Raw genomic sequence first — 23448 nt, 5'->3', positions numbered from 1 at the left:
AACAGGAAAAGGAACTCCAACATGGAAAGTGTCGCTATCTCAGCTGCCCAAATTAACTGGAACGGCGGACAACGCATTACGCTCACCGCAGGTGATACAGCCACCTGTACTGCGCTTAGCCCAGGCCAGCTGTATGGGATCTTTATCTACAACTCCGCGCAAAATGACAACAACTCGACTGTCTCCGTGAACTGGAGCAACAGCCAGCCGCCCGTACCGATCACGGTACCTGGCACCACGGCCAATGCAGGCCTGGCATCATTGGGTTTTGTCTCGGGCACCGATACTCAAACCGTTTCGGTCTCACTGTCCAGCAACGCCGGTAAATCACAGGTCGAAATCTGGCTGGGAAGTGTCAGCATGCCGACCAACACATCGGGGCTCAGCAACTATCCGCTGCCGGCCGATGGTGAGCAGCATCCGTTCAACAAGTACACCCGCTACTATGCGGTCCCCCCATCGAAATGGATGAACCTGACGATCACCAGCACCATTACACAGTTCCTCTCCTGCCAGTTCCGTGAGGCGCAGGCGACCGTGTTCGTCGTCAATGAAACGTCGAACGGCCTGCTCTCCGGCCAGGTCACCACGATCGGGCCTACTGCAAGTGAAGTTGGGGCCGTCAAGATCTCTTACTCGCAGATTCAGAGCATTTCCAATAATCTGCAAGGCGACGGTACGCAGTGGGTCTGGATGGATGCTGACAGCCAGCAAAACTCTCAGAGCGCGACCATTTCCCTGCAATCGCTTTGAATTTATTGGCTGAGTCATAAACGAAGGCCCCATCTGTGGGGCCTTCTTTTTTATCTGGCGTAGCGGTCAATTGCCTCGAAAAGTGCCTGTATTCATCGTGCAAAACCTCAGCTATAGGGGAAAGCCCTACAAGCGTCAGGCCCTTGACCTACGGCATTTGCGCCTTGAATGTGGCTCTTTAATATTGCACCATCCGCCCCTGCTTTTTCAAAGGACGGAATTCAAGGCATGCTGGACGCAAACGCAATCCATATCTCCCTCACCCTCGAAGGCATTTCCGTCGACCTTCAGGTGCTCAGCTTCATCGGCCGTGAGGCCCTCAACCGGCCGTTCTGTTTCGACATCGAACTGGTCAGCACCCGCCCCGACCTGAAACTCGAAGAGCTGCTGCACAAACCCGGCTGCCTGACCTTCGGCGCCACCGGCCAGGGCAAAATCCATGGCCTGGTGTACCGCATCGAGCAAGGCGATTCCGGCAAGAGCCTGACCCGCTACAGCATCAGCCTGGCGCCGCAACTTGCCTACCTGCGCCACAACCACGACCAACAGATTTTCCAGCACCTCAGCGTGCCGAAGATCATCGCCCAGGTGCTCGAGGCCCGCGGCATTCTGGCCGACGCCTACAGCTTCCAGCTCGGCGCGATCTACCCGGAGCGCGTGTACTGCGTGCAGTACGACGAATCCGACCTGCATTTCATCCAGCGCCTGTGCGAAGAGGAAGGCATCCACTTCCACTTCCAGCACTCGGCCAGCGGCCACAAACTGGTGTTCGGCGATGACCAGACGGTGTTCCGAAAACTGGCGCCGGTGAGCTACCAGCAGGACTCCGGCATGGCCGCCGAGAAGACGGTGATCAAGCGCTTCAACTTGCGCCTGGAAACCCGCACCACCCGCGTCAGCCGTCGCGACTACGACTTCGAAAAACCCCGGCTGCTGCCGGAAAGCGCAGCCAAAAGCGCGTTCGCCCCTGACCTCGAAGACTACGACTACCCTGGCCGTTTCACCGACCGCGCGCGCGGCAAGCAACTGGCAACCCGTGCCCTCGAGCGCCATCGCAGCGACTACCAACTGGCCGAAGGCAAAGGCGACGAACCGACCCTGGTCAGCGGCCATTTCCTGGCCCTCAGCGAACACCCGCGCGCCGAATGGAACGACCTCTGGCTGCTGCTGGAAATCGTCCACGAGGGCAAACAGCCGCAAGTGCTTGGCGAGAACATCACCAGCGACGTCACCGACAGCAAGGACGATTTCCACCAGGGCTACCGCAACCGCTTCCTCGCCACCCCGTGGGACGCCCATTACCGCCCAGCCCTGGAACACCCGAAACCGCAAGTGCTGGGCAGCCAGACCGCCATCGTCACCGGCCCGCCGGGGGAAGAGATCCACTGCGACGAATACGGCCGGGTCAAAGTGCAATTCCACTGGGACCGCGACGGCCAGGCCGACGACAAGACCAGCTGCTGGCTGCGCGTCGCCAGCGGCTGGGCCGGCAATGCCTACGGCGGCATCGCCATCCCGCGAGTCGGCATGGAAGTGCTCGTCACCTTCCTCGAAGGCGACCCCGACCAGCCGCTGATCACCGGCTGCCTGTACCACAAGGAAAACGTCGTCCCCTACGACCTGCCGGCGAACAAGACCCGCAGCACCTTCAAGACCCTCAGCTCCCCGGGCGGCAAGGGCTACAACGAGTTTCGCATCGAAGACAAAAAAGGCGCGGAACAGATCTACCTGCACGCCCAGCGCGACTGGGATGAAAACATCGAGCACGACCAGAAGATCCGCGTCGGCAATGAACGGCATGACACAGTCGAAGCCAACGTGTTCAGCGAGTTCAAGGTGGAAGAGCACCGCCTCACCCATCTGGACCGCAAGACCGAAGCGCGGGCGGATGATCACCTGACCGTGGGCGTGACCCAGCATGTGAAGGTGGGCACCGCGCAGTTTGTCGAGGCCGGTCAGGAGATTCATTACAACGCTGGCGAGAAGGTAGTGGTTGAGGGTGGCATGGAGCTCACGGCCAAGGCTGGCGGGAGTTTTGTGAAGATCGATGCGGGGGGTGTGACGATCAGTGGGGCTGAGGTGAAGGTGAATTCGGGTGGCGCTCCCGGCGCGGGCACGGGGATTCAGATTCTCGACCCCGTCATCCCATGGGCCGCCGCCAAAGACAAGGCCGGTGCCCTGCTCGTCCCGGCCGCCGTGCAAATGGCCATAGCCAAAGCCGCCCGAGCGGCCGGCGACATCCGCTGCCCGATTTGCGAAGCCTGCCGTGAAGGCAAATGTGATTTGGGGGCAACAGCATGAGCGACGCACTGAACAACTGGCTTGGCGAACAAGCAAAACTCAATCGCGTCCTGATCCTGGCCCTCGACAGCCTCGCCGAACCGAACCCCGTCACCTCGCTCTACAGCGCAGGCTTGATGCAGCGCTCGGTGCAACTCTATCGACGCACCCAATACGCCGAGTTCGCCGCCATCAGCCCGTGGCTGACCGAACTGCACAACCCCGGCGCCGATGCCTTCCGCAAACTGCTGGACGACCCACAGCGCAACTGGGGCTGGATCGGCAGCATGGACAAGGCCGACCTCGACGGCCTGACCCAACACTGGCAGGCCCGAATGGTGATTGAGGAAGACGGCGAACGTTCGCTGTTCCGTTTTCAGGACAACCGCGTGATTGCTCGCTGCCTCGCCAACCTGAGCGAAGCCGAACGCCCCTTGCTGCTGGGCCCGATCAGCAGCGTGCTGTATTGGGACGAGGAGCAGTGGAAAAGCGCGGATAACGCCAGGCCCGGCATGTACTCGGTGCCAAACCCGGCACCGTGGATGCGAATTCCAAACTCGCCGGAACGTACGCGCAGTATCTTGCGCGAAAACCTTAAGCGCTGGTTGCTGGTGTACCACATCGAGGCCGCCGCCAAACTCTCCGAAACCCGCAACGTGCGCGAATGGCTGGAAGAACAGATGGACCTGCTTGAGGCCTGGCAATGGAACACGCCGGAACAGCGAGAGTTCATGCTCAGCCTCAGACTTGATCCCAAGTGCGCGGACGATGTGGCTTGGCAGCCGCTGCCGGGGGAGACGCCAGAACAACATTTTGCGCGGTGTCAGCGGGTGTTTGATGCGCAGCTGGGTCAGTCAGAGCGTGGGTGAGGTTGAGGCGTCTAACGCAACCTTTTCGGGACGTTTGCTTTGGTTTTTCGCTGTTGCGGGTGTCATGGCGGTTTCTGGTTGTTCGGTTAGGTCTGCGGACAGCTTTACGCTGGTGACCGAGTTGCCGCCGTGGTTCAGCATTAAAGGTGAGGCGTCTTATGTGCCTAGAACGGGAGAGGCTTGTACGGTCCCTCCTCGAAAGGGCAGGAACCATCCGGGTTTGAAGTTTTTTGAGCAGAAGCTGAGTAACGATGCACAAACGGCGCGTTTCGAAGTTCCGCTGACGAGCAAGGAAGGTGGTTGTCCTTTGGTACTTGATACCTTTGGATATGAGGTTGACGGAAAGTATGGGGCTGCACGGCTCGATTTAGGTAGGGATTACACGGGCATTGCCTTTCAGGATGGAACTGCAGACAGCCACACCTCTCCCTCCCCCATGATATTGCAGAAGCAGTGCGAATGGTTTTTCCGCACGGTTGGGCCTGATCGTTACATCGTTAAAATTCTGAAATGTAAATCGGTGGCAACTCCCGAACAGGCGAACGGCTCAGTGGCAAAAGGTCCCTTGCAACGAGCTCAGTTGGCGGGGAAAACGATAAAAGTGGTTTTCGATGTATCACGCGAGGAAAGACCCGCCGTTGGTGACAACTGGGTGAAGTTCTCCACGGGCTGGAAACGCTGCATGGGCGACAGTCTTGAGGATCCATACGCATTTTGTAATGGCAATAAAACAGATTTCAAACCCTTCAAAATGCCGGATGGACGTGATTGCACCGTCTATCCCAACTGCACTGAACAAGGACAATAAAATGTTTTCTCGAGACTTTTTCACTGGGCTTGTTCGAGCTGCGGCCATCGGCTTGGGGACGCTCGGGGCTACAGGATGCTCCGTTGCACAACAGGATAGCTTCACGCTAATAACTGAACTGCCACCCGGATTCAGCATTAAAGGCGAAGCATCCTATGTGCCTCGTACCGGAGAAAGCTGCAAAGTCCCGCCTCGAAAAGGCAGAAACTATCCTGGCTTAAAATTTTTTGAGCAAAAGCTTAATAATGATGCTCAGACGGCACATTTCGAAGTACCACTAACCAGCAATGAAGGTGGCTGCCCTTTGGTTCTTGACACCTTTGCATATGAGGTTGATGCCAAATATGGTGCTGACTTCCGGAATGTAGGCAGGGCCCACACAGGGGTCTCGTTCCGAGATGGAAATGCAGACAGTCCCGTTCCTCCCTCAGTTTTGGTATTGCAGAAGCAGTGCCAATGGTTCTTTCGCACTGCTGGACCTGACCGTTACATTGTAAAGCTTCTGAAATGTAAATCTGTGGAAACGCCGGATCAGGCAAGTGACTCAGATGTTAAAGCGCCCATGCAACGTGCTCAGTTCGCGGGAAAGACCATAAAAGTAATTTTCGCTATTTCAAGCGAGGAGAGCCCGGCCGTAGGTGATAACTGGGTGAAGTTCCCTGCTGGCTGGAAACGCTGCATGGGTGACAGCCTTGAAGACCCCTACGCGTTCTGCGGAGACAATAAAACAAATTTTAAACCTTTTAAAATGCCAGATGGACGTGACTGCACCGTCTATCCGACTTGCACCGAATAAGGAAATTCACACATGCCGGTAAAAAAACCAGTACAACCGCTACTGACTGACACTAAACAAGCCTGCCCACTCAGGGGCACTTGGGTTAGCTTTCAACTTGTGGATGAGTCAGGGAATGGTAAACCCTATGCAGGTTTAGCTTACAAACTTGTAGATAGTGCCGAACAATCTCATGAAGGAATTTTAGATTCTGAAGGCTTTGCCAAAGTTTGTGACACTTACGAAGGGCCCGTGGTCCTCACCGTTGATAGTGCCTATAAAGGAGACGAGAAGGACTACAAATGGTTAATGACACGACTGAACTATCCACTAAAAATCAGCGAATTGCAGGTACGGGCCGAAAAAACCCGTTTCCTGCGAAAGGACGGTCTGCGAGTTGAAAATAACCCTGCAAAAGCAAAAGCAGACCAGTTCTTTCATGTCGAAGTGAGAGATCTGGTTGAGAAATTCGCTCATCTTCCTCCCCTTTCAAAAAGCGCGCATCCGCCAAACTACAACCTCCTTAACGTAATGGGTGACCTCGGATTTGGTCCGGAAAAACCAGAATTACGGGGCGTTGTTCTTCTTCCAGACAAACACACGGTCCTTGAAGTTCGTCCGCTACGGGCTTTCCGTCCCATGCTATCGAAAGACAATAATTTCAGCGCCTTGAATTTGTATCAACTATCTTTGTTTGCCAGTTTGAGTTACAGCAACTTCGGCCAAGAACCAGCCGAACAGCCTACCGACACAGTATCATTCCCGTTGGACCCGAGCGTCGGGTATATGTTTGGCAATAGCCTTGCCAGTTTCAGGGAATCCTGGAAAGTCAATAAAGACCAAACAACTGCTTATTACCCGCTTTATGAAGATATACCTTATTCGAAGCGTTTCGAGATCCTGCCATTCGACCCCACGCTGTACAAGCAAAACAAACCTGAATTGGGTCCAAATCAAGAGTCCCCTGCCACATGGCACTTCTTCGATGATGGCAAAGCCGAAGGTGGCACCGATACCCAGGCGTTCATAACCCACCATGATGAAATTATTCTAATCTCGGTCCGAGGGACTTTAGAGGGCGCGGACTTCTTGCGAGACACCGATGCAGAGCAAGTTCCTATCACGGGTGGCGTAGGCAAAGCTCACCAAGGCTTTTATGATGCCTATAGAGCTATGAGTACTTTTGTTCTGACCTATCTTGAGAGTTTCCACGTAGACCAAAAGGTCATTGTTTGTGGTCATAGCCTCGGTGGAGCCATTGCAACATTACTTGCAGAAGCGCTTCGACGCGACACCAAAAAATTCAACGTCCTTCTCTACACCTACGGCTCCCCACGAGCCGGCGACGCAGACTTCGTCAACGGCGCGGCAGAGTTGGCCCATCACCGCATGGTCAACAACAACGACCCGATCCCAAGTGTTCCCGCGCCCTGGATGAACACTCGTAAAAGTATCTGGGTGCCCGGCGTAATCATCAGTTTTGTCACCGCCCCTTTAGGCGCACTTATTTTCGCCATAGGCCTGTCGCGAGCTGGCGGCGCGCCATACGGGCACCACGGTAATTTGCACCACTTCATGCCCGTCCACTTTAAAGGACGTGAGCAATCCGCTGTTCTCTGGGATCCAGGTTGCGACTCCATCGAAGAGGCCGCCTGCACCAAGGCATTGAAAAAGGTCGGGGACCTGCCCGACCGTGCCGCTTTTGTGAAGCAACTGTTCCACATGAGCGATCACTTCATGGTGCCCTCCTACATTCCGTACGCCTGGGCAACATTGCGCCGCTGGCAGCAAACCCAGGAAAGCGGAACCACGGTGGTGACCAAGACTGAGTACGATCAGGTCTACTACCAACTGCAAGAAATGCAGGACCGTTTGAAGACGAAGGAAGCTGAACTGAACAACTCCTTCCAATACGACCGTCAGGCAAGCCAGCGAGAAGCGAGTTTACTGAGAGCGGAAATAGGTCGATTGAATACCGCCCGGCAACGGCTGCACGCCTTGAGCTTCCTTAAACTGACGCCCGAAGACATTTACGGTTCTGCCACCCAGGCGCCGGAACATAAAATCAACGTCGATCGCTGGATGGCGAAAAAAGAAAATACTGTCGAGGTCCAGCTCGCGATGATTCCTCAAGCGGGAAGCAGTGAACTGAGGACGGCTTAGTTTTCAGGACAGCAATGAATTAGTGTGTCCCGCAAACAAGCCAGCGACCATAAGGGACTGGCTTGTTTGTCATGCTGTGGTGTCAGGCAGGCGCTTTCCAGCCCATCATCCGCTGCTGCGCAACCTGCAGCAGGTCGTAACCATCCTGAGTCAGCAGATAAAGCGCATGGGTAATGTGCGGGATGTCTTGAACGTCACCGTGCTTGAAGCACAGGCAGTGGAGCGTTTCAAGTAACTGGCTGGAGGCTCGGATGCGCTGGAGGGCGGATTCGAGGATGTCTTGGGGATTGGCTTCTGTGTCGATCACCAAGGGATTTGAGTCGGTAAGGCCACTTTTGATTGAACGGTAACGATCGGGAAACGGATTTATCGTTGGCATAGTAATTACTCGAGTATTAGTTAGTAATCGCCAGCACCGTGACCAAACGATGGGAGGCGGCTGTGTACAGGCTTGGTCAACCGCTAACACTCAAAACGGCTCGCCCGAAAGCGTCCTGCACACAGCCACCATTGCAACGCACTACGAGACGTAGAAGTCCGCAGAGCGAATGATGGCACATATATGTGCAGTGTTAGTCAGGTGACCAAACCTGTTCGCTGATTTTGCGGCGATGCCAAACAGTAAACGCTCGCAGCCGGCCGGCGAAAGACGACAAAGCAACCACGCCTGTAGGAACACGCCGAAGCTCCCGCAGTTTTTTGCCTACATGAAACCTCTGACAGAAACCTCCTCACGACAGGCGGCATCCAGCCCGGTTAACCATCGCTTAACCCCATGGTCCAAAACTTTACTGGACCGCACTCCCTCAGCACCCTCTGACGCCCAGTGCGGCAAGTTCGACGCTCTTGCATCGAACTGGCTTCCCCTCTGCACTGGAGACCCATCATGAACATGCGAACACTGCTGATGACCACCGCCCTCGCCTGCACCGCACTCGCCGGTTTTGCTCAGGCCAACGATACGTCGTCCTCCCAGGCCGTGCCTTATCACTACGGTATGCCTCTGAATGTGGGCAAGGTCATTTCCATGACCGAACCGTCGACGCTGGACTGCGAAGTAGTCACGGCGGACATGAAGTACATCGATAGCACCTCGGGCAAGCCTGTGGAAATTACCTATCGAAAACTTTCTGACGCGTGCAGTTATCAGAGCTGACAGACGATTCTGATTCGGCACTTGGCGGTAGGCCTGCGGGGATTCTGACGCTATGCTTTGGCGTCCCCTCTACCGCCGAAAGGATTCGCCATGCCGTTCTCGTTTCGCACACTGTCGACGTTCACCGCCGCGCTTTGCTTTCTGCTGGCGCTGCTGTGGGGTTTGATGCCGCAATGGTTGCTGGCGATCTGGAGTATCGAGTATTCGCCCGCAGCGGGTTTTGTGGCCAGGCGCAGTGCGGTGCTGTTCGGTGCGCTTGGGGTGATGTTTTATCTCGTGCGGCAGGCACCGCCCTCGACGGCGAGAAGTGCGATATGCAACGGGTTTATCGTTGGCTGTTTCGGTTTGGCAACACTGGGCTTCGGCGAATGGCTCAATGGTCATGCCGGGCCGGGTATTTTGCTGGCGATCCTGGTTGAATCAGCGCTGGGTCTGGGGTTTATCCAGACCCGGCGCGTGTCGCTCGAATTGGGTGAAACAGTCGGCTAATGAGCTTTCGACTTAGTGCTGGGCAAATGGCTATGGGTCTTGTGCTCAAGGTCGGTGCGTAACTCGGCGATCAGATGATTAATCTCCCGACACCCATTGAGGCGATGGGCGTCTATGCCGGTAACGCACAAGTCGAGATGGTCAGTCTCGTTGTCCGAATACACCTTGACGGTCATCGACAGATCCGGCGATAGCGTGCATTGGCAGCGTTTCGGAAGAAAACTGCTTTCAACGATATTGCGTAATTCCAAGGCAGAAAGAAACATGGCCACCCTCTCGGTATTGTGAGATTGCCAATCGAAAATCAATTGTCGGTCGGAGCTCAGATCGCCCGTTCTTTTCTTCCTTGCGGGCTTCATCGTTCCAACGTCCGACCGTTTTTTTGTTTCAGCGCTGACTCAACGGGACCGTGGTCAGCTCAAGACAGCTTCAGCATAAAACATGCCCGGAATTTCGCCCTGCGGCTCGTCGGCCAATCAAGGGTTTAACAAAGAAGGCAACACATCACGTCATGCAAAATGCAAGAAAGGACTGTTTTCGATACCTGCATTTTGCAACCCATCTCTGATGGCGGGTTTGCATTGACCGAGGACGGCAGTGAGAATGTGGCCATCCGTTCAGTATCTGCTGACCCCACACACACGCAAGGAGGCATTATGGGTGCTTTGCCCTTTAACACGACCGTCGGGCTGATAATTGCCGTTCTGTCGTCCGTAGCCCAGGCCGCGACACTCGAAGGCGTCGCGCCGTATCCCAAACCGGAGAGCGGCTTTACCCGCCAGGTCATTCATCTCGCCCCGCAAAAACAGGAAGACGCCTACCAGGTCGAAATTCTGGCCGGCAAGACCCTGACCGTCGACTGCAACCGTCAGCGTCTGGGCGGCATGCTTGAGGAAAAGAACCTCGAAGGCTGGGGTTACCCGTTCTACCGGCTGGAAAAAGTCACCGGCCCGATGAGCACCCTGATGGCCTGTCCTGACGGCAAGCGCAAGCAGGACTTCGTGCCGGTGGTCGGTGACGGTTTCAAGCTGCGCTACAACAGCAAATTGCCGATCGTGCTCTACGTGCCCAATGATGTTGAAGTGCGCTACCGGATCTGGTCGGCGTCGAGCCGCGTCGAGAACGCCGTTCAGGAATAACTGGTCCATCCCTCACGCCGGGGCGCCGCTCAATGCGGCGCACTCGGCCACATGACGCAAGCTGTCGAAGTTGATATTCGCGCCGGAATCGATGGCCACCAGGGTCTGCCCTCGGGCGCCGGTCTGCGCCACGTACTGCTTGATGCCCGCCACGGCCAGGGCGCCGGAAGGTTCGGTGATCGAGCGGGTATCGTCGTAGATATTCTTGATCGCGGCACAGAGTTCGTCGTTACTGACGGTCAGCACTTCATCGACGCAAAACCGGCAGACCTCGAAACCATGCGCGCCGATCTGGGCGACGGCCACACCATCGGCGAAGGTGCCGACGGTTGGCAGCACAACCCGTTCGCCGGCCTGTAAGGCCGCCCGCAAACAGGCGGAATGTTCCGACTCGACGCCGATAATGCGCACTTCCGGGCGCAGGTATTTGACGTACGCGGCGATACCGGCGATCAAGCCACCACCGCCCACCGGCACAAAGATCACATCCAGCGGCCCTTGGTGCTGACGAAGGATCTCCATGCCGACGGTGCCCTGCCCGGCGATCACGTCCGGGTCGTCGAAGGGCGAGACAAAGGTGCGGCCGGTTTGCTGTGCCAGGTCCAGCGCATAGGCCAGGGCAAACGGAAAACTTTCGCCGTGCAGCACCGCATCGGCACCCCGGCTGCGCACACCCAACACCTTTAATTCCGGCGTCGTGCAGGGCATGACGATAGTGGCGGCAATCCCCAACTCGCGAGCCGCCAACGCTACGCCTTGGGCATGATTGCCTGCCGATGCGGTGATCACGCCCCGAGCCTTCTGTTCATCGCTCAGGTTCACCAGCTTGTTGTAAGCACCACGGATCTTGAAGGAAAAAGTCGGTTGCAAGTCTTCGCGCTTGAGCAGGATCTGATTACCCAACGCCTCGGACAAGGCCGGTGCCGCTTGCAGCGGCGTGCGCACGGCGAGTTCGTAGACCGGCGCGGCGAGGATCTTTTTCACGTAATGCTCAAGCAAACTCTGCTGGGCGGGGGTGCTGTTCATGGTCGTCTCCTGACGTTGATCGGAGCCCAAGAGACAGAAACTAAAAACCCGCCTCTAGGGCGGGTTGGGTGCTGCAGTCGTGAGCTAGCCCGCCAAATAAGGAATGGCGGTAATAATGCTTGGCTGGCAGCGCAATACGGTGGAAGTCATGGCTGGAAATTAGCCGGACGCTGATGGCAAGTCAATGGCCAATTTTCAACGGGCGCTGTAGGCTGGCGATTCTGCTCATTCGTCCCAAGGAAGGAAACCATGAAGTCTGTCGCCCTGCCCCTCGTTGCCCTGATCGCCTTCGCCGGCTACACCGTTTCGGTGATGCTGCAAGCCGAACAGTCGTTGCTCGACTTCGGGATCAGCCTGATGTCACGGCCCGATACCGCGCAGGTGGTCATTGATTTGTACCTGTTGGCAACGCTTGCCGGTATCTGGATGTACCGGGATGCGCGCAAGCGCGGGCAGTCAGGGTTGTCGGTGGTTCCTTATTTGTTGGTGACGGCGATTTTCGTGTCTGTGGGGCCGTTGTTGTATCTGGTGGTACGGGGACTCACCAAGCCTGACCACGGCGTTTGAGCTCCAGCCGCCGGACGAACTCTTCCAGCACCAGCGTGTACAGATCGTCCTGCAGGTACGCGTCTTCGATGCCGGCGTCGATGTTCGGGTTGTCGTTGACTTCGATCACGACCACTTTGTCGCCGGACTGTTTGAGGTCGACGCCATAGAGTCCGTCGCCAATGAGATTCGCGGTTTTCACCGCCAGCTCAACCACCGCTCGCGGCGCTTCGTGAACCGCCAGGGTGCGGCATTCGCCGTTGATGTCCTGGCCTTTGGCCTTGTGGTTGTAGATCTGCCAATGGCCCTTGGACATAAAGTACTGGCAGGCAAAAATTGGTTTGCGGTTGAGCACACCAATGCGCCAGTCGTACTCGGTGTAGAAGAATTCCTGAGCCAGTAGCAACACCGAGTGTTCGAACAGTTCGGCGGTGGCCTTGAGCAAGGCTTGCTGGCTTTCGACCTTGATGACGCCCCTTGAGAAACAGCCGTCGGGGATTTTCAACACCAAAGGAAACCCCAGACGCTCGCCTACCCGCTCAAAGTCTTCCGGTCGCTCCTTGTAGAGGATTTCAGTGGCCGGCATGCCCAGTTGATGGCTCTTGAGCAAGTCAGTCAGGTAAACCTTATTGGTACAGCGCAGGATCGACGCCGGATCGTCCATCACCACCAGGCCTTCACTCTCGGCTTTTTTCGCGAAACGGTAGGTGTGGTTGTCGACGCTTGTCGTCTCGCGTATCAGCAGCCCGTCGTATTCGGCGATTCGGGCGTAGTCCTTGCGTTCGATCAGTTCAACATCGATGCCCAGCGTCTTTCCGACCCTGACAAAATTGTCCAGAGCCTTGGAGTTGGAGGGCGGCAATGCTTCTTGCGGGTCGTGCAGAATGGCCAAGTCATAACGGGCCAAGCGCCGAGAGCGTGGCAGGCGCCAGATCTTGCGACTGAAACTATCTAGCGCGTTTGCAAACTGATCTTCCTGATCTTCACGCAACTTATGCAGGGTGCCGAACTTTACACCTTCGATGTGCCAACCGTTAGTTCGACGAAATTCAACTAACAATATCGGACAAGGAAAAACCTCGAATAACTGTCGAGCCAATTCCTGTAATGGCTCGATTGAGGTCTGGCCGAAGTACAGGGTCAAGGTGAAACCTTCGGTATCGCTGTAAACATGATGACTTAAGGCTTTTTCCAGGGTTTTATCCAGATCGTCCAAGGCCAGGCCATACAGGGACTTTCGGGTCAGCTCGCTGATGGTCCGCACCGACGGAATCACCTTGTGCCCCCGCGCTTCGGCCAACAGCGAGCAGTAATAACCGTGCCCGAGGTACTTGTAACTGCGGCACAGGTTGATCACCTGAACCCGTTCGCCCTGCTCGTTGTTACGGGTCTGTTCGAGGTATTCCTGGGCGGTGACGATGTCTTCACTGGGAAAGTATGAGGCCCAGTCTTCCTTGCGTTCGACGATTATCATCAACGGACTGGAAGTTCTGATCGAGGCATTTAAATAGTTTGCAGAAGTTATTGCCGTCGGCAACGTTTGTTCGGATACTTCGCGCCAATGACCTTGTACCGCTGACATAGTGATTGATCCGTTGGAGAACAAGACCTTTCCTATTAAGCACGAACTTTTTCGAAAGTCCCGTTTCGTTACGCAACTTTTACGGCGGTCATATGAATCCTGTTTTTCGCCTGGCGGTCATTGAAGACGTTCCAGCGCTGCTGGCACTCGAACAGCAATGCTTCACCACCGACCGGCTCAACCGGCGCAGTTTTCGATGGATGATCAGCCGGGCTCATGGGCAACTGCTGGTAGCCCAACGCGGCGAGCGATTGGTGGGGTATGCGCTGGTGTTGTTTCACCGGGGTACGTCACGGGCACGTCTGTACTCGATTGCGATCGCCGTTGATGCTCGCGGCAGTGGGCTGGGCAAGCAATTGCTCGAACGCGCCGAAGCCTGCGCCCTTGAGCACGATTGCGCCTACCTGCGACTTGAAGTGCGCATCGACAACCCGATGGCAATCGCTCTGTACGAACGCAACGGTTATCGGCGATTCGGGCTGATTCATGACTATTACCAGGACCATGCCGACGCGCTGCGACTGGAGAAACACGTTCTGTAGCAGCTGCCGAACACAGGCTACGCCAGCTGCTAAAAGGTTGTGCGAGTCTGTTTACTTCAACCCAACCTTATACAAGGCACCATCGTCTTCATCGGTCAGCACATACAGGTATCCATCCGGCCCCTGCCGCACATCACGAATCCGTTTGTTCAGCTCACCCAACAACCGCTCTTCGTGAACAACCTTGTCGCCGTCGAACTGCAGGCGGATCAGCTCCTGGCCCACCAGCGCGCCGATAAACACGCTGTGCTGCCAGGCCTTGAAGCGATCGCCATCGTAGAACGCCATGCCGCTGAGGCCGGGGGATTTTTCCCAGACATGCTGTGGGCCCACGGTACCCTCGACGATTTTGCCCTTGGCTTCCGGGATCGGCAGGCCGGAATAGTTGATGCCGTGGGTTGCTATCGGCCAGCCATAGTTCTTGCCACGCTCGATGATGTTGACTTCGTCACCGCCCCGGGGGCCGTGCTCATTTTCCCAGAGCGTGCCGCTCCAGGGGTTGAGCGCCGCGCCTTGCGGGTTGCGATGGCCGTAGGACCAGATTTCCGGGCGAACGCCTTTTTGCCCGACGAAGGGGTTGTCCTTCGGCACCTTGCCGTCCGGATAGATCCGCACGACCTTGCCTTGCAGCTTGTCGAGGTCCTGCGCCGTGGGTCGATCGTTGTTCTCGCCCAGAGTGATGAACAGATAACCGTCGCGGTCGAACACCAGACGGGAGCCGAAGTGATTGCCAACCGAAAGCTTGGGCTCCTGGCGGAAGATCACATTGAAATCCTTGAGGGCCGTCAGGTCTTCCGACAACCGTCCGCGACCGACCGCCGTACCCGCCTTGCCGCCCTCACCGCCGCCTTCGGCATAAGACAGATAGACCATTCGGTCTTGCTTGAAGTCGGGCGACAACACCACATCGAGCAACCCGCCCTGCCCCTTGGCCCAGACCTGAGGCACACCGCTGAGCGGACTCGAAAGTTTGCCATCGACACTGACCACCCGCAGGTTGCCCGGCCGTTCGGTCACCAGCATCCCTTGGCGACCGGGCAGAAACGCCAGCGCCCAGGGATGCTCCAGACCTTTAACGATCGGCGTGACCTCGAGGATGCCCTCCTCACTTTTCAGCTCTTGGGCGGGTGCGGCAAACACGGGCGCGGTGGTGATCATTACGCCGGCAAATAGCGTGGTCAGGAGGGTCTTACGCAACATGCACGATTCCTTTTGTCGTCAAAATGGCTGGCAAGACCTCTGTCCTGCCGTTCAACGGTTGCTGGTGTCTGCGTCCCGATGAGGTGGATTGGGTATGAATGTCGGTGGGCTGGCGGGAGCCTGGCGATCCTGCGGGTAACGGTTGCCGATACCGCCGTTCTCCAGGGTCGGTGGTCGCGGCACAGGCGCCGTACTCGGCCCGCGGATCACCGGGATGCCGGGGCGCGTGCCTTGCATGCTGTTGGGATTGGCCCGGCGGATCGGGTTGTTGTAAGGATTGTTATTGGTGCTGCCCGGCAGGTTCTGGGCCAGCAGCAAGGGCGAAGCTGGCGGCGCGGCGTCGGCCAGGGCCAGGCTGCTCAGCACGCCACTCAATGCCAGTGCGATGACGCCGAACACACATCGGTTCATGGAGACCTCTCTAAAAGCGCGTGCAACGCTTCATGGATGAATAGAGCCACGCTACGCCCAGGGTTCGGATTTGTTAACTAAAACCTCCTTCAGAAGATGTAACACCAGTTGACTGCACCGTCGATCACCCCGCAAAAGCGGGTCGCAGCCGACTGAAACTTTCCCCCAGGCAACAGGTCACCTGAACATCAATGGGCTGACGAGAACACGACGATGGCACGGGCAATCTGGAAAGGCGCAATCAGTTTCGGTCTGGTGCACATCCCCGTGGCGCTGGTCTCGGCGACGTCTTCCCACGGGATCGATTTCAACTGGCTCGACAGTCGCAGCATGGAGCCGGTGGGCTATAAACGCGTCAACAAGGTCACCGGCAAGGAGGTCACCCAGGCGCACATCGTCAAAGGGGTCGAGTACGAAAAGGGTCGTTACGTGGTGCTCAGCGAAGAAGACATTCGCTCGGCCCATCCACTGTCGACCCAAACCATCGACATTTTTGCCTTTGTCGACAGCAAGCAGATCCCCCTGCAAAACATCGACACACCCTATTACTTGGCGCCGGACAAACGCGGTGGCAAGGTCTATGCGCTGTTACGCGAAACCCTCGGCAAAACCGGCAAGGTCGCCCTCGCCCGCGTGGTGTTGCATACCCGGCAGCACTTGGCGGCCGTCATGCCGCTGGAATCTGCCCTGGTTCTGGTGATGCTGCGCTGGCCAGCCGAAGTACACAGCCTGGATCAATTGGAGTTGGGCAGTGAAGTGACCAAGCCGGACCTGACCAAGGGCGAGCTGGAGATGGCCAAACGATTGGTGGAGGACATGAGCGCCGACTGGACGCCCGAGGAGTACCGCGACAGCTTCGAAGACAGGATCATGGCGCTGGTTGAGCAGAAGGCGAATGAAGGCAAGATCGAAATCGTCGAAACCGCTACGGGTGAGGAGGAACGCAGGACCGCGGATGTCATCGATCTGACTGAACTGCTCAAGCGCAGTCTCGGTGCCAGGAGTGCCGGTAAAACGGCAGCAAAAGTCAAAACGAGCACAGATAAAAAAGCCACGAAGCATTCTCGTGGCTAATTGGTTACTGGAGTGCCCATAGGCTATGCAGTAAAAATACTGGCCTCATCGCGAGCAGGCTCGCGATGACTTAATGCGCCACAACGCAAGACTCAGATCAGCACAAAAATCGCCAGCAACCCGCCAAAAATCGCCCACTTCTCCAGGTAATAGCGAGCGCGGTTACGCTTTTTGAGCGCTTTGCCGCGCAAGCGAACCGTGTAGATTTTGGCAAACAAACGGTTGATAGCACCGGTCTTGTCACCTGCATCGTTCGGTGCCCCCGCCGCCGCCATCACTGTGCGGCTGAACCAGCGGTTGAACGCCGCCGCCCAGCGATACTTCATCGGCCGTTCGACGTCGCAGAACAGGATGATGCGGTTCTGCTGGGTGGTGTTTTCAGCGTAATGAATGAACGTTTCATCGAACATCACCGCTTCGCCGTCACGCCAATGGTAGCTCTCACCGTCGACGTTGATATAGCAACCGGCATCGTTCGGCGTTTCCAGCCCCAGGTGATAACGGTACGAGCCGGCATACGGATCGCGGTGGCGGACCAGTTTGGAACCCGGTGGCAGTTCGGCAAACATCGCTGCCTTGATCGAGCCAATGCTTTGCACCAGTTCAGTAGTACGCGGGCAGAGCTTCGCGGCCGACGGGTGACTGTCGCCATACCACTTGAGATAGAAACGCTTCCAGCCACTTTTGAAAAACGAGTTGAAACCGACGTCGTCGTACTGATTCGAGCGCTTGATCTCCCCGGCCTTGAGCAGGTTCTGGCCTTCGGCGCGAATCTCTTCCCAATGAGCCTGCAATGGGCTCAAGTCAGGAAAGTCCGCGGGATTGAGATAAGGCCGATTGGGGATTTTCGAGAACATATAAAGGAAGCAATTGATCGGCGCCAGAAACGTCGAGTGGTCGCTTAGTTGGCGGCCTGGTTTGTGGCGCACTTTACCGCGCAAGTGGACATACGCGATGGAGATGACATAGATAGCGGCAATAATGAGTTTCACGGAAATCGTCACACGTCTGAAATGAACAAAGTGCGTCCCGATGGCGCGTTCTTGAGCCATGCCGACAATCGACATGGGGGCGAAAGATGTCATTTTAGCCATACTTTGTAACCAATAGTTAACCTTCAACTGTGAAAATGTGTCTACTCATGCCGCCAAAACGCCACGCGGCTTTAACGCCCTATTAGTTCAACGGATCGTCTAAGCTCAGATGTAAGCATGAGGGCTCAGCCATGTGCGGACGACTTTCGCAGTACCGGGGCATTCACGACTTCGTCAAGGCGCTGAGCATGCCCAACGCCTTGGTCAACAATGCCGGCGATCAGCCATTCGAGCTCTACAACGCCGCGCCGACGACTCAGCTCGCCCTCTTCCACCAGGAAGGCGACGTGCTGCACGCCGACAGGGTTCGCTGGGGCTGGCGGCCGCATTGGTCCGAAGAACACCCTATGCCGATCAATGCCCGGGTCGAGAAAGTCAGTCACGGCCCATTCTTCAAAGCCATATGGCCGCACCGGGCGATCGTTGCCATCGATAACTGGTTTGAATGGGTTTACGAGGGCGGCCCGAAGAAGCAGCCCTACCTCATCCGCCGCAAGGATCGCGCACCGATCCTGTGCGCGGCGATCGGTCAATACCCAAGGTACGAACATCAGCCGGACGAACATGACGGTTTCGTGATCATCACCGCCGACAGCAAGGGCGGCATGGTGGATATTCATGATCGGCAGCCGGTGACGCTGAATGCCGAGCTGGCCCGGGAATGGCTGGACCCGGCCACGCCGAAAGAGCGAGCCGAGCAGATAGTACTGTCGCAGGGCGAACCGGCCGAGACATTCGAGTGGTTCAAGGTTGATCAAGCCGTGGGCAATATGCACAACGATGGCCCTGGCCTGATCGAACCTATCTGAACATCGCGCGACACCATTCGTCGCATGGAAAGCGTGGCGCAGAATACGCGTCAAAGTCTGGCTTAGGGTTTGCACATGCCGGCGATAGCGGCCCCAGAACGACGTAATTCTGACGCGGCGGCATTCACATTAACGTTTAAGGACTCCAGCGATCCGCTTGGTCAGTCACCGGGAGATGTAACGTGTCAACTCTCAACGAAATCGCAGCGAACCACGCGAGAATGGCTAAGGCAAAGGCAGAAGAGTCGACCGGGCTGAGTGAGCGACACCTTCAAGTAGTGGGAAGTATCGAAATCCCGTGCATTGATGAGCAACAGCACATTCCACTGCACCTGATCACTGGCGTACAGGACAACCACCTCGGACAAGCAGCGGGCTACTTGCTCTGAGTCTCGACCCGAACGATCGCCAGTTTGTAGCACGGCAGCCCCATAGGAGCTGCCAAAGGCTGCGATCTTTTCTCGATGGACTCGTCTGTAGCGCCGGAGTAAGTACTTTGAGCGGTCACAAGCGTCAGTAAAAAGAGCATGCCCGCAGCGTATTTGTTTCTCACTTCCATGTTCCTTGGGAGCGTGGGCTGATGGACAGGGGTGCCGTCAGGCTCGTTTATTCCCTTTTGCCCAACCAACTACCATTAGGCCCAGGCCGGGAATCCACAGGCCAGGCGCGGTGATAGCAAGACCGCAGATAGCCATCGGCAGCCCAGTCAAAAACATCGGGTTTCTAAACGCCTTTTCCATGGCACCTTCTCCTTCAAGAATTTCCCGCATTAAACCATCTAGCCTGCCGGTGAGCGGCAAAAAAGTCATTGGCACCACTGCGACTCGCAGGGCACGCCATCGTTGTCGCCATCCATTTTCATTCCCGGACAATTTTGCAGAAAGTTTTTGGCCTCTGCACACGAGGTCATCTGCGAGCAATATTTGCGTCCGTCGCATTTGAATGGCGCCGAAACAGGCTTCGGCGCAGTTGTGACTGCAGGGGGTACTTTCGGATGCGGTAGCTTGGCCTCAACCCAGGGTTGTAACTCAGGGGAGAGCTTCCAGGCTAACAAACCCATGATAAGCACGACCAAAATCAGTTTCATTTGATTCATCCGTGACTAGAGGACGCTTATATTCTAGTCGCTGAGAACGAATCACTTGGTAAGGGCAACCAATGCCTCAATGCTCTGGAGGGGGACTGCCGCCACACGCGGCATGTAGAGACGAATCTGAATAGGTGCCCACCCTGACCAAGTGCTGGCCATTCAGCAATCCTTCTGAAACACACCTGGCCGGGCAAGCGCTGCCGACTTTACCCAGAGCAGCGCCCGGTGTCCCGAACACAACGCTGAACAAAAATAACATTGGCGTTCAATCCAGGATTTCCCCTGCGTTTTGCCTCCCACCAGGATGAACCACCCACTCGGACAGACCCAAGCAGCGGGGCCAACCTGAAGAAGCTCGCGACACGTTATCGTGCGCCGTACAACTGCCGTCACACTTATGCGACAATATGCAGAATGTCTGGCATGAATCCCGCCTTTATTGCCCAACAGCTTGGACAAGCGTCCAGATGCTGCTCTCGACTTATGCGCGCCGGTTGAAGTCTAGCGGTGACTGGGGAGAGATGGAGAAACTCCAAAACGCCCCAGGTATGGCCCAAGCGCCAAAATGCGCAGCTCGCAACCCATTGATAGGTAAAGTAATTGATCTCCACAGCTAACATCACGATGCAGTTCGGCGCCAAGCCGCTATTCGAAAACGTTTCGGTCAAATTCGGCGCGGGCAACCGCTACGGCCTGATCGGCGCCAACGGTTGCGGCAAGTCGACCTTCATGAAAATCCTCGGTGGCGATCTCGAGCCGTCCGGCGGCCAGGTCATGCTTGAGCCGAACGTGCGTCTGGGTAAGTTGCGTCAAGACCAGTTCGCCTACGAAGAATTCACCGTGATCGACACCGTGATCATGGGTCACGAAGAGCTGTGGAAGGTCAAGGCCGAGCGCGATCGCATCTATTCGCTGCCGGAAATGACCGAAGAAGACGGCATGGCCGTGGCCGAGCTGGAAACCGAATTCGCCGAAATGGACGGCTACACCGCCGAGTCCCGTGCCGGCGAGCTGTTGCTGGGCCTGGGTATCGGCATCGAGCAGCACTTCGGCCCGATGAGCGAAGTGTCGCCGGGCTGGAAACTGCGCGTGTTGCTGGCGCAGGCGCTGTTCTCCGATCCTGAAGTGCTGTTGCTCGACGAACCGACCAACCACCTGGACATCAACACCATCCGCTGGCTGGAAAACGTGCTGACCCAGCGCTCCAGCCTGATGATCATCATCTCCCACGACCGTCACTTCCTGAACAGCGTGTGCACCCACATGGCTGACCTGGATTACGGCGAGCTGCGCCTGTTCCCGGGCAACTACGACGAGTACATGACCGTGGCGACCCAGTCCCGCGAGCAGCTGCTGTCGGACAACGCCAAGAAGAAAGCGCAGATCTCGGAACTGCAATCGTTCGTCAGCCGCTTCTCGGCCAACGCCTCGAAAGCCAAGCAGGCGACTTCCCGCGCCAAGCAGATCGACAAGATCCAGCTGGCCGAGGTCAAACCTTCGAGCCGTGTCAGCCCGTTCATTCGTTTCGAGCAGACCAAAAAGCTGCACCGTCAGGCGGTCATCGTCGAGCGCATGGCCAAAGGCTTCGACGGCAAGACCCTGTTCAAGGACTTCAGCTTCACCGTTGAAGCCGGCGAGCGCGTGGCGATCATCGGCCCGAACGGTATCGGTAAAACCACCCTGCTGCGCACCCTGGTCAACGAACTGACCCCGGACGCCGGCACCGTGAAATGGACCGACGCCGCCGAGCTGGGCTACTACGCCCAGGACCACGCGCACGACTTCGAAGACGACTGCAACCTGTTCGACTGGATGGGCCAATGGACCCAGGGCGGCGAGCAACTGGTTCGCGGCACCCTCGGCCGCATGCTGTTCTCCAACGACGAGATCCTCAAGTCGGTCAAGGTCATCTCCGGTGGTGAGCAAGGTCGCATGCTGTTCGGCAAGCTGATCCTGCAAAAGCCGAACGTGCTGGTAATGGACGAGCCGACCAACCACTTGGACATGGAATCCATCGAGGCGCTGAACCTGGCCCTGGAGAACTACCCGGGCACGCTGATTTTCGTCAGCCACGACCGTGAGTTCGTATCGTCCCTGGCCACCCGCATCATCGAGTTGAGCGCCGATGGCGTGATCGACTTCAGCGGCACCTACGACGACTACCTGCGTAGTCAGGGTGTGTTGATGTAAGGCGGCCTCTGGCTGCAAGTGGAAAGCCCCGTCCTGGTGACGGGGCTTTTTGTTTTCAGGATCAAACGATTCAAGATCAAAAGATCGCAGCCTGCGGCAGCTCCTACGGGAACTGGAGGCGCCCGCTACATCGCGGTTAAACACGGCCGATGTAGGAGCTGCCGAAGGCTGCGATCTTTTGATCGTTAGCCTGCTTCCTTTTATTTCACGCCCGCGCCATGATGCAGTTCTCCTACCGCCGCCCGCGAACGAGCTCTCATGTCTGTGCAGCAACTGCCCCCGCAAAGCTCCATGGCGATCACCCTGCAGATCGTATCCATCGTTTTCTATACCTTTATTGCCTTCCTCTGCATCGGCCTGCCGATTGCCGTGTTGCCGGGGTATGTCCATGAACAGTTGGGGTTCAGCGCCATCATTGCGGGGCTGACCATCGGTTCGCAATACCTGGCCACCCTGCTCAGCCGCCCGATGGCCGGGCGCTTGTCGGACAGCGTCGGCACCAAACGGGCGATTGTTTACGGGTTGTCGGGGATTGCGTTGAGCGGTGTGCTGACGCTGCTATCGACCCTGCTGCAAAGTTTGCCGCTGTTGAGCCTGATCATCCTGATCGCTGGCCGGTTGTTGCTGGGGATCGCCCAAGGGTTGATCGGAGTCGGCACCATCAGTTGGTGCATGGGCCAGGTCGGTGTCGAGCACACGGCACGTTCGATTTCCTGGAACGGGATCGCCTCATACGGCGCCATTGCCATTGGCGCACCGTTGGGCGTGGTGATGGTCGCTGAATTGGGCTTCGCCAGCCTCGGGATCGTGCTGTCGTTACTGGCCCTGTTGGCGCTGCTGTTGATCCGCAACAAACCCTCGGTGCCAGTGATTCGCGGCGAGCGCCTGCCGTTCTGGGCGGTGTTCGGGCGCATTGCCCCCTTCGGCGCGAGCCTGAGCCTGGCGTCCATCGGATACGGCACGCTCACCACTTTTATTACCCTGTATTACGCCAGTCGTAGCTGGACGGGTGCGGCTTACTGCCTGACGGTGTTCGGGGTGTGTTTTATTCTGTCGCGGCTGTTGTTCATTTCCAGCATCAGCCGTTTCGGCGGTTTCACCTCGGCCATTGTCTGCATGAGCATTGAAACCGTGGGGCTGGTCCTGTTGTGGCTGGCGCCCTCGACCGTTTACGCCTTGATCGGCGCAGGCCTGACCGGGTTCGGCCTGTCGCTGGTTTATCCGGCGCTGGGGGTGGAAGCGATCAAGCAGGTGCCCAATTCCAGTCGCGGGGCGGGTTTGAGTGCTTACGCGGTGTTTTTCGATCTGGCGCTGGCGATTGCCGGGCCGTTGATGGGCGCGGTGGCGTTGAACCTGGGGTATGCATGGATTTTCTTCAGTGCGGCGTTGTTGTCCGCGACCGGGCTCGGTTTGACCTTGTTACTGAAACACCGCGCCATCCGCCAGGATTGA

23 protein-coding genes and 3 pseudogenes are annotated in these 23448 nt (G+C 57.0%); 17 read left to right on the top strand and 9 right to left on the bottom strand.

Annotated features, from left to right (window positions below; genetic code table 11):
* Positions 1–21: 21 nt before the first annotated feature.
* The 6 genes from ACCC96_RS16435 (at position 22) to ACCC96_RS16410 (ending at position 7648) form a co-directional block, all read left to right on the top strand.
* Positions 22–753, top strand: coding sequence for a hypothetical protein (locus tag ACCC96_RS16435; RefSeq protein WP_018926045.1), 732 nt, complete (start codon positions 22–24; stop codon positions 751–753).
* A 228-nt stretch (positions 754–981) separates the two neighbouring features.
* A complete protein-coding gene (locus ACCC96_RS16430; RefSeq protein ID WP_413696320.1) occupies positions 982–3054 on the top strand; it encodes a type VI secretion system tip protein VgrG in 2073 nt (690 codons plus the stop codon).
* A complete protein-coding gene (locus ACCC96_RS16425; RefSeq protein WP_413696319.1) occupies positions 3051–3902 on the top strand; it encodes a DUF4123 domain-containing protein in 852 nt (283 codons plus the stop codon). Before ACCC96_RS16430 ends, ACCC96_RS16425 begins: the two co-directional genes overlap by 4 nt.
* Positions 3871–4710: a hypothetical protein gene (locus tag ACCC96_RS16420; RefSeq protein WP_413696318.1), complete on the top strand. Its 840-nt coding sequence runs from the start codon at positions 3871–3873 to the stop codon at positions 4708–4710. The genes ACCC96_RS16425 and ACCC96_RS16420 overlap by 32 nt, the downstream gene beginning before the upstream one ends.
* A gap of 1 nt (position 4711) precedes the next feature.
* Positions 4712–5506, top strand: a complete 795-nt coding sequence (locus ACCC96_RS16415; protein ID WP_258668514.1) for a hypothetical protein — start codon at positions 4712–4714, stop codon at positions 5504–5506.
* Between the two features lie 12 nt (positions 5507–5518).
* Positions 5519–7648, top strand: a complete 2130-nt coding sequence (locus ACCC96_RS16410) for a lipase family protein (protein ID WP_413696317.1) — start codon at positions 5519–5521, stop codon at positions 7646–7648.
* 82 nt (positions 7649–7730) lie between these two features.
* On the opposite strand, the gene ACCC96_RS16405 is transcribed toward ACCC96_RS16410, so the two are convergent.
* Positions 7731–8027, bottom strand: a complete 297-nt coding sequence (locus ACCC96_RS16405) for a hypothetical protein (RefSeq protein ID WP_258668517.1) — start codon at positions 8025–8027, stop codon at positions 7731–7733.
* Positions 8028–8534: 507 nt separating this feature from the next.
* On the opposite strand from ACCC96_RS16405, the gene ACCC96_RS16400 reads away from it, so the two are divergent.
* Complete coding sequence (locus ACCC96_RS16400; protein WP_413696316.1) at positions 8535–8804, top strand: DUF2790 domain-containing protein; 270 nt, start codon at positions 8535–8537, stop codon at positions 8802–8804.
* 90 nt (positions 8805–8894) lie between these two features.
* Positions 8895–9293, top strand: a complete 399-nt coding sequence (locus ACCC96_RS16395; protein ID WP_413696315.1) for a hypothetical protein — start codon at positions 8895–8897, stop codon at positions 9291–9293.
* Here ACCC96_RS16395 and ACCC96_RS16390 read toward each other — a convergent pair.
* Complete coding sequence (locus ACCC96_RS16390) at positions 9290–9559, bottom strand: DUF1652 domain-containing protein (RefSeq protein WP_026286409.1); 270 nt, start codon at positions 9557–9559, stop codon at positions 9290–9292. The two genes, ACCC96_RS16395 and ACCC96_RS16390, sit on opposite strands and share 4 nt — an antisense overlap.
* 390 nt (positions 9560–9949) lie before the next feature.
* On the opposite strand from ACCC96_RS16390, the gene eco reads away from it, so the two are divergent.
* Entirely contained in the window at positions 9950–10432 is a 483-nt protein-coding gene (gene eco, locus ACCC96_RS16385; protein ID WP_413696314.1) for a serine protease inhibitor ecotin, read from the top strand.
* 30 nt (positions 10433–10462) lie between these two features.
* Here the strand turns inward: eco and ilvA are convergent.
* Positions 10463–11458: pseudogene (gene ilvA / locus ACCC96_RS16380) on the bottom strand (threonine ammonia-lyase, biosynthetic); the annotation flags it as partial.
* A 249-nt stretch (positions 11459–11707) separates the two neighbouring features.
* Between ilvA and ACCC96_RS16375 the strand changes: the two are divergent.
* Entirely contained in the window at positions 11708–12025 is a 318-nt protein-coding gene (locus tag ACCC96_RS16375; RefSeq protein WP_086944227.1) for a DUF2834 domain-containing protein, read from the top strand.
* Here the strand turns inward: ACCC96_RS16375 and ACCC96_RS16370 are convergent.
* On the bottom strand, positions 12000–13478 hold the full coding sequence (locus ACCC96_RS16370; RefSeq protein ID WP_413696313.1) for a RimK family protein: 1479 nt from the start codon (positions 13476–13478) through the stop codon (positions 12000–12002). The genes ACCC96_RS16375 and ACCC96_RS16370 overlap by 26 nt on opposite strands.
* 200 nt (positions 13479–13678) lie before the next feature.
* On the opposite strand from ACCC96_RS16370, the pseudogene rimI reads away from it, so the two are divergent.
* Positions 13679–14125: pseudogene (rimI, locus tag ACCC96_RS16365) on the top strand (ribosomal protein S18-alanine N-acetyltransferase); the annotation flags it as partial.
* A gap of 54 nt (positions 14126–14179) precedes the next feature.
* Here rimI and ACCC96_RS16360 read toward each other — a convergent pair.
* Positions 14180–15328 (bottom strand): PQQ-dependent sugar dehydrogenase, encoded by a 1149-nt coding sequence (locus ACCC96_RS16360; RefSeq protein WP_413696312.1) that lies wholly within the window; start codon positions 15326–15328, stop codon positions 14180–14182.
* 51 nt (positions 15329–15379) lie between these two features.
* The gene (locus tag ACCC96_RS16355; RefSeq protein ID WP_413696311.1) at positions 15380–15739 is read right to left on the bottom strand and encodes a hypothetical protein; all 360 of its coding nucleotides are present in this window, start codon (positions 15737–15739) and stop codon (positions 15380–15382) included.
* A gap of 213 nt (positions 15740–15952) precedes the next feature.
* Here ACCC96_RS16355 and ACCC96_RS16350 point away from each other — a divergent pair, with 213 nt between their 5' ends.
* The gene (locus ACCC96_RS16350; protein WP_413696310.1) at positions 15953–16813 is read left to right on the top strand and encodes a Ku protein; all 861 of its coding nucleotides are present in this window, start codon (positions 15953–15955) and stop codon (positions 16811–16813) included.
* A 92-nt stretch (positions 16814–16905) separates the two neighbouring features.
* Here the strand turns inward: ACCC96_RS16350 and lpxO are convergent, their stop codons facing one another.
* Entirely contained in the window at positions 16906–17805 is a 900-nt protein-coding gene (lpxO, locus tag ACCC96_RS16345) for a lipid A hydroxylase LpxO (RefSeq protein ID WP_413696379.1), read from the bottom strand.
* A 233-nt stretch (positions 17806–18038) separates the two neighbouring features.
* Here lpxO and ACCC96_RS16340 point away from each other — a divergent pair, with 233 nt between their 5' ends.
* Together ACCC96_RS16340 and ACCC96_RS16335 are read left to right on the top strand one after the other, a co-directional pair.
* Positions 18039–18716, top strand: coding sequence for an SOS response-associated peptidase family protein (locus tag ACCC96_RS16340; RefSeq protein ID WP_413696309.1), 678 nt, complete (start codon positions 18039–18041; stop codon positions 18714–18716).
* A gap of 182 nt (positions 18717–18898) precedes the next feature.
* On the top strand, positions 18899–19105 hold the full coding sequence (locus ACCC96_RS16335) for a hypothetical protein (RefSeq protein WP_019649940.1): 207 nt from the start codon (positions 18899–18901) through the stop codon (positions 19103–19105).
* Positions 19106–19312: 207 nt separating this feature from the next.
* On the opposite strand, the gene ACCC96_RS16330 is transcribed toward ACCC96_RS16335, so the two are convergent.
* Together ACCC96_RS16330 and ACCC96_RS16325 are read right to left on the bottom strand one after the other, a co-directional pair.
* Complete coding sequence (locus tag ACCC96_RS16330; RefSeq protein ID WP_155943474.1) at positions 19313–19525, bottom strand: hypothetical protein; 213 nt, start codon at positions 19523–19525, stop codon at positions 19313–19315.
* Entirely contained in the window at positions 19522–19803 is a 282-nt protein-coding gene (locus tag ACCC96_RS16325) for an excalibur calcium-binding domain-containing protein (RefSeq protein WP_019649943.1), read from the bottom strand. The genes ACCC96_RS16330 and ACCC96_RS16325 overlap by 4 nt, the downstream gene beginning before the upstream one ends.
* Positions 19804–20151: 348 nt before the next feature.
* Here ACCC96_RS16325 and ACCC96_RS16320 point away from each other — a divergent pair.
* The 3 genes and pseudogenes from ACCC96_RS16320 to ACCC96_RS16310 all read left to right on the top strand — a co-directional run.
* Positions 20152–20423 (top strand): annotated as a pseudogene (locus tag ACCC96_RS16320) (hypothetical protein); the annotation flags it as partial.
* Positions 20407–21996, top strand: a complete 1590-nt coding sequence (locus ACCC96_RS16315; protein WP_026286413.1) for an ABC-F family ATPase — start codon at positions 20407–20409, stop codon at positions 21994–21996. The pseudogene ACCC96_RS16320 and the gene ACCC96_RS16315, both read left to right, overlap by 17 nt.
* Positions 21997–22254: 258 nt before the next feature.
* On the top strand, positions 22255–23448 hold the full coding sequence (locus ACCC96_RS16310; RefSeq protein ID WP_413696308.1) for an MFS transporter: 1194 nt from the start codon (positions 22255–22257) through the stop codon (positions 23446–23448).

It is taken from the genome of Pseudomonas sp. Pseusp11 (assembly GCF_047304405.1).
In the GTDB taxonomy this organism is placed as follows: Bacteria; Pseudomonadota; Gammaproteobacteria; order Pseudomonadales; family Pseudomonadaceae; genus Aquipseudomonas.
The sequence above is the reverse complement of the archived record's forward strand: the minus strand, read 5'-3'. Positions and strand labels throughout refer to the sequence as shown.

Bases quoted from the DNA above. Each gene is read 5' to 3' on its own strand.
- ACCC96_RS16435 (WP_018926045.1), top strand. From the start codon at position 22: ATGGAAAGTGTCGCTATCTCAGCTGCCCAAATTAACTGGAACGGCGGA.
- ACCC96_RS16430 (WP_413696320.1), top strand. From the start codon at position 982: ATGCTGGACGCAAACGCAATCCATATCTCCCTCACCCTCGAAGGCATT.
- ACCC96_RS16425 (WP_413696319.1), top strand. From the start codon at position 3,051: ATGAGCGACGCACTGAACAACTGGCTTGGCGAACAAGCAAAACTCAAT.
- ACCC96_RS16420 (WP_413696318.1), top strand. From the start codon at position 3,871: ATGCGCAGCTGGGTCAGTCAGAGCGTGGGTGAGGTTGAGGCGTCTAAC.
- ACCC96_RS16415 (WP_258668514.1), top strand. From the start codon at position 4,712: ATGTTTTCTCGAGACTTTTTCACTGGGCTTGTTCGAGCTGCGGCCATC.
- ACCC96_RS16410 (WP_413696317.1), top strand. From the start codon at position 5,519: ATGCCGGTAAAAAAACCAGTACAACCGCTACTGACTGACACTAAACAA.
- ACCC96_RS16405 (WP_258668517.1), bottom strand. From the start codon at position 8,027: ATGCCAACGATAAATCCGTTTCCCGATCGTTACCGTTCAATCAAAAGT.
- ACCC96_RS16400 (WP_413696316.1), top strand. From the start codon at position 8,535: ATGAACATGCGAACACTGCTGATGACCACCGCCCTCGCCTGCACCGCA.
- ACCC96_RS16395 (WP_413696315.1), top strand. From the start codon at position 8,895: ATGCCGTTCTCGTTTCGCACACTGTCGACGTTCACCGCCGCGCTTTGC.
- ACCC96_RS16390 (WP_026286409.1), bottom strand. From the start codon at position 9,559: ATGTTTCTTTCTGCCTTGGAATTACGCAATATCGTTGAAAGCAGTTTT.
- eco (WP_413696314.1), top strand. From the start codon at position 9,950: ATGGGTGCTTTGCCCTTTAACACGACCGTCGGGCTGATAATTGCCGTT.
- ACCC96_RS16375 (WP_086944227.1), top strand. From the start codon at position 11,708: ATGAAGTCTGTCGCCCTGCCCCTCGTTGCCCTGATCGCCTTCGCCGGC.
- ACCC96_RS16370 (WP_413696313.1), bottom strand. From the start codon at position 13,478: ATGATAATCGTCGAACGCAAGGAAGACTGGGCCTCATACTTTCCCAGT.
- ACCC96_RS16360 (WP_413696312.1), bottom strand. From the start codon at position 15,328: ATGTTGCGTAAGACCCTCCTGACCACGCTATTTGCCGGCGTAATGATC.
- ACCC96_RS16355 (WP_413696311.1), bottom strand. From the start codon at position 15,739: ATGAACCGATGTGTGTTCGGCGTCATCGCACTGGCATTGAGTGGCGTG.
- ACCC96_RS16350 (WP_413696310.1), top strand. From the start codon at position 15,953: ATGGCACGGGCAATCTGGAAAGGCGCAATCAGTTTCGGTCTGGTGCAC.
- ACCC96_RS16340 (WP_413696309.1), top strand. From the start codon at position 18,039: ATGTGCGGACGACTTTCGCAGTACCGGGGCATTCACGACTTCGTCAAG.
- ACCC96_RS16330 (WP_155943474.1), bottom strand. From the start codon at position 19,525: ATGACTTTTTTGCCGCTCACCGGCAGGCTAGATGGTTTAATGCGGGAA.
- ACCC96_RS16325 (WP_019649943.1), bottom strand. From the start codon at position 19,803: ATGAAACTGATTTTGGTCGTGCTTATCATGGGTTTGTTAGCCTGGAAG.
- ACCC96_RS16310 (WP_413696308.1), top strand. From the start codon at position 22,255: ATGTCTGTGCAGCAACTGCCCCCGCAAAGCTCCATGGCGATCACCCTG.